We start from the raw sequence: 4,846 nt of genomic DNA, 5'->3' as shown, positions 1-4,846 counted from the left end.
CCCGTCGTCCCGGTCCGACTTGCCGCCCCGGCAGCCCGCGTCGGCCGCTGCACCGCTGGACGGGGGGCGGGTCCAGCCGGCCAACTGCCCCGTCCAGTACGCCCGGTCCGCGGCCCGGTCCGCCGAGTCCTGGTACTCCCGGTCGGCCCCGACCAGCGTCGCCAGCGACCCGAAGGGCGAGGGGCCGGGGGTCCGGCCCCCTACGAGAGCCGTGTACACCTCGGCGACCCGGCGGGCCACGAGCGCGTAGCCGAACGCGTCGACGGCCGCGTGGTGGTACGTGTGGTACCACCAGAACCTCTCCGGCCCGAGCTTGAGCAGCGCGAAGCTGAACAGCGGCCCCTCGGCCAGGTCCATCGGCCGGGCCACGTCGGCGTCGGCCCACGCCCGCCCGGCCGCCTCCGGGTCGGGCTCGCCGCTCACGTCGACGAAGGCGAGCGTCCACGGCAGCCGGGGCTCCAGTACTTGTACGGGACCGTCCGCGCCCGGCACCAGGCGTACGCGCAACGCGTCGGCCTCGCCGACGACATGGCGCAGCGCCGCCTCGAACAGGTCGGGCTCCACCGGCCCGTCGATCGCCAGGTACTCGCCGAGCCGCAGGGCGGACCGGTGCCCCGGGGAGTGCTGCTCGGCGAGCCACACCTCCCGCTGGCCGGCGGTCACCGGCAGGGTCTCCGGTGCGTCGGCGGGCCCGTCGCGGTGCGGCGCGTCTGCGCCGCCCTGCTCTGCGGAGACCTGGCTACGGGACAACGGCGTACCTCCTGCTGGTGCCGGCAATCTCTGCTGGAGAGCGGTGGCTTCGGGCACTCCGCCCCGGGGAGGAAGATGTGGATCATCGTGCCAGCGGGTGCGGGATATTCCTGCATCTGGAGGCACATAGCACTCGAAGGAATGATCTGCAGTCCGATAGGCGGATATCAGTTGATCGCAGCGCACCGGGCCGCCGGCGCTGCCGGGGTCCGAACCGGTGTGTCAGTGGCCGCTGTTAGCCTCCGGCAATGACCTTAGGGGCCCTGGAAGAAACACTGCGGGAACGCCCGGACGACCTGGCGTCCTGGCTGGTCTACGGCGACCGGCTGCGGGAGCGCGGCGACCCCCGCGCGGAGCTGATCCAGCTGGCGGAGCGGCGCTCGCGCGTCGGTCCCGGCAGCGGCCGGGACGCCGTCGACCGGGAGATCGACGCGCTGGTGGCGGAGCACCGGGAGAGCTGGGACGCGGAGCTGCCGGAGGGGGTCAGCGCCGCGGAGCGGCGGCACGGGTTCGCCACGGCGATCGCCGTCGAATGGGAGGACGACGACGCGCCCCGGGCGGTCGACGAGGCCCTGCGCGCCGCGCCGTTCGCGACCGCGCTGCGGATCGTGCCGCCGGAGTCCGACCCGGCGGAGTTCGACTACTGGGAGGACGACACGGACGAGGACGGCGAGCCGCTGCCGTCCGCCGAGGTCGAGGCGGGTGTGCTCGCGACGCTCGACCTGGCCCCGTTCACCTCCGTCGACCTGTCCTACCTCCGCATCGGCGCCCTCGGCGCCAAGGCCCTGGCGGTGTCCTCGTACTTCCGCAGCGAGGCGGCCGGCGGCCGGAGCCTGGCCGCCGCGGCGGGGCCCGGCCGGCTCCGCACGCTCGACCTGCGCTACTGCCAGATCGGGGACAGCGGCCTGGCCGCGCTCGCCGCCAACCCCTTCTTCACCGGCGTACGGCGGCTGCACCTCCAGCGCAACGCGCTCAGCGCGAAGGGGGTGCGCGCCCTGCACGCCTTCGGCGCACTCACCGAACTCGACCTGCGCTACAACGCGATCGGCGAGGAGGGCACCGAAGCCCTGCTCGCGGCGCCGTTCGCCGGCTCGCTCACCCGGCTGCTGCTCTACTCCGCCGACGTCGGCGGAGCCGGCGCGCGCACACTCGCCGCCGCGCCCCAACTCCCGCCCGTACTGCGCAGTTATTGGAGGAGCGTGTGAGCATCGAGCTCCGCGACCGGTTCTTCGCCCTGTCCGCCGCCGCCGGGCAGGCGCCCGCGGAGGATGTCGACCGGTATCGCGCCCTGGTCGACGCCACCGACGCGGAGCCCACCGCCGTGCTCGACGGGCTCGCGGTCTCCTGGCATCCGACGGCGCGGTTCAAGGCGGTCCGCTTCGTCGACGCCGAGCGCATCGACGCGGACGTGCGCGAGCTGTTCGCGCGGCCCAGCGAGAAGGCGCCGTATCTGGCCGCCGTGTTCGCGGACCCGCGGGAGATGTCGTTCCGCACGTACGAGAACATCCTCCCGCTCGACCGGCTCTTCGCGGACGCCGGGCTGGACTTCGAGCTGACGGACCGCACGGAGTTCGCCGAGGGGGCGTACTCCTTCTCGGTCGGGCTGCCCGCCGCGGCGCGCGCGAAGCTGGAGAGCCTGGACGCCCTGGATCTCTACGTGCCGCCCCTCAACGCCGGCTCCCGCGGCGGCGACCGCTTCATCTTCCACTCGGCGCTGCTCGCCGAGGCCCTCACCGGGGCGGTGGCGAAGGCCCTGCCGCGGCCGCGGATCGACGGCTTCGCGCACGTCAACCCCGTCTTCCGCTGCAACCGCTTCGAGCCGGACGACGCCAACTTCCACCGCCACCGCGACACCCCGTACTACGACAGGTCGCGCGGCCACGTCTCCCGCTACACCGTCCTGCTGTACCTCACCGGCGGCTCGGGCAGCCCCGCCCTCGACCTGACGGGCGCCGCAGGGCTCACCGACATCGAGCCCTTCACCTGCGTGATCTTCGATCAGCGGTACGAGCACGAGGGTGCCCCGTACCGCGACGGACGCAAGGTCTTCCTGCGCACGGAGCTGGTCTTCACCGAGCCGGACGCCGCGCACGACCCGGAGATCGGGGCCCTCTTCGCCAAGGCGTGCTATCTGACGGGCGAGAGCGTCTTCGCGCCCGAACTCGCCCGGTACGCCGACGACTACTACAACCGCGTCGCCGCGGCGCACTGGAGCGGCGACCTCGGCACCGGCGCGGCAGGCGAGCCGTTCCTGCACAAGCGGTTCCGCGGTCTTGACTTCGTCGCCAACGGCCACGACTTCTGGTTCCCCGCGTCCGGCGGCCTGTCGCCGGCCGTGTGCGCGGCGATCACGCTGCTCGACTACTTCAACTGCAAGGTCGGCGACAGCGCGTTCCGCGCGGCGTGCGAGACGACGGTGGTCGAGGCCGAGGGCACCGACTGGATACCGGCGTTCCTGGAGGAGAGCGGCGGGACGTCACCCCTCACGGCGTTCGACAAGAGCCTGCTGTTCCCCGCGCCCGAGGAGCCCGCCACCGACGACATGCCCGACTGCGCGTGCGGCATCTGCGACGGCGGCCTCCTCGGCCCGCGCTTCGACACCTCGCGCAACGCCGACGTCATCAAGCACTACGTGCGCGCGCAGGACGCCGCGAAGGCGGACGTGCTGCCCGCGCCGGTGATGATGCTCGGCGAGGACGTGGTGCTCGACCCGGACCGCTTCGTCGTGGAGGGCAACCGCATCCACGTGCTGGGCGGCAAGGCGCCGGAGCCGGTCAACTTCGCGTCCTGCCAGGGTGGTCCGCCGGTGCCCCCGGCCCACGACTTCGTCACCACGGCGGCCACCGTGGAGGTGGCGCACTTCCTCGTGCCGCCGATCCTGTTCACCGAGCACGACGGCCTCTTCCACCTGAAGTTCGACTTCTTCCGCAACTCCTGGACGGTGGACCACGAGCAGTCCACCGTCGCGGTGCCGATGGTCCGCCCGTTCAGCGAGGACGACATCGACGAGAACTGGGAGGACCACTACTACGACGAAGAGGACGAAGAGGACGAAGAAGAAGACGAAGAAGACGGGGACGAAGAGGGGGAGGAAGAAGAAGGGGCAGCCGGAGAGGCGGCGGAGAAGGAGTAGGCGGACGCGGAGGCCAGCTCCCCCATCCGGGCCAGGGCGGCGATCCAGAAGCGCTGGCGCGCCGCGGCCTGGCCCACGAGGTAGGTGGCGCGCAGCTTGGGCGGCAGGTGCGGCAGCAGCCGCGCCACCACGTCGAGGTGCCGTTCGAGCTGCGACACCTCCGCGTTGGAGAACACCTGGTGCACCAGGTCGGTGTCGTTGGTGCCCTCCGCGGACGTCTCGACGGCCGCCGCCAGCCGGGCCTGCCAGCCCGGCAGGTCGACGGCCAGCTCCGCCAGCCCGATGTGCGGCCGCTCCGCGAGCCGCGCCTCAAGACCGGACAGGGGCACCGGCGCGTACTCGCCGTCGCCGAGGTAGATCAGGCCCTGCTCCAGCGGTATGTCCGCGTGGTGCAGCTTGATGAGCCGTTCCAGGGTGCGCTTGGTGACCCAGTCGCGGCCTTCGTCGTCGATGTCGTTCTTCCACCACTCAAGGACGGTCTCGGCGGTCTCGCCGTAGGTCGAGATGAGCCACTCGTTGGCCGGGATGTCCGCGGGCTGCACCTCGTAGCTGACCGTGAACCGGCTGGCCTGGGCCACGTTGTTGCTGCTGACCAGCATCTTGCGGCCGAGGTGGTACGGCGGGTTCTGCAGCGCCACCTGCGCGCGCAGGCCGGGCAGCGGGCGGCCGGCGAGCGTCCACTCCTGAGTGATCTCCATCAGCTTGGCGTACGTCGCCTTGTCCTTGGGCCGGTTGTACTCGTCCCAGATCAGCACCTTCGGCTCCGGGTCGAGCAGCGACCGGGCGAGCATCGCCTCCAGCGCCCCGTCCGCCGTCGGCACCGGCACGCACAGGTCCTCGACGTTGGTCACCGGCAGCGAGAAGTACACCGGTGCGCGGCCGGTCTCCTCGCGGGCGATCTGCTTGGCGATCTCCGTCTTGCCGCAGCCGGGCGGCCCCTGGAGCAGCACCGCCCAGCGGTGC

General features: G+C 72.3%; 4 protein-coding genes. 2 read left to right on the top strand and 2 right to left on the bottom strand.

Translation table 11 applies throughout. The annotated features are described in order from the left end of the window. Nucleotides 1-750 (bottom strand): condensation domain-containing protein (locus H5J30_RS17800; protein WP_258563381.1); only part of this gene is annotated, 750 nt, incomplete at its 3' end. A 248-nt stretch (nucleotides 751-998) separates the two neighbouring features. Here H5J30_RS17800 and H5J30_RS17795 point away from each other — a divergent pair. Both H5J30_RS17795 and H5J30_RS17790 read left to right on the top strand, forming a co-directional pair. Beyond that, nucleotides 999-1,955, top strand: a complete 957-nt coding sequence (locus H5J30_RS17795; RefSeq protein WP_181788405.1) for a TIGR02996 domain-containing protein — start codon at nucleotides 999-1,001, stop codon at nucleotides 1,953-1,955. Next, nucleotides 1,952-3,883 (top strand): hypothetical protein, encoded by a 1,932-nt coding sequence (locus H5J30_RS17790; protein ID WP_181788404.1) that lies wholly within the window; start codon nucleotides 1,952-1,954, stop codon nucleotides 3,881-3,883. The genes H5J30_RS17795 and H5J30_RS17790 overlap by 4 nt, the downstream gene beginning before the upstream one ends. On the opposite strand, the gene H5J30_RS17785 is transcribed toward H5J30_RS17790, so the two are convergent. Continuing rightward, nucleotides 3,778-4,846, bottom strand: a 1,069-nt coding sequence (locus H5J30_RS17785; RefSeq protein ID WP_181788403.1) for an ATP-binding protein, incomplete at its 5' end; no start/stop codon positions are given. The genes H5J30_RS17790 and H5J30_RS17785 overlap by 106 nt on opposite strands.

The sequence above is a fragment of the Streptomyces phytophilus genome (genome assembly GCF_013870535.1).
Classification (GTDB): Bacteria; Actinomycetota; Actinomycetes; order Streptomycetales; family Streptomycetaceae; genus Streptomyces; species Streptomyces phytophilus.
Note: the sequence above shows the minus strand (reverse complement) of the source record. Positions and strands in the feature narration are given on the sequence as shown.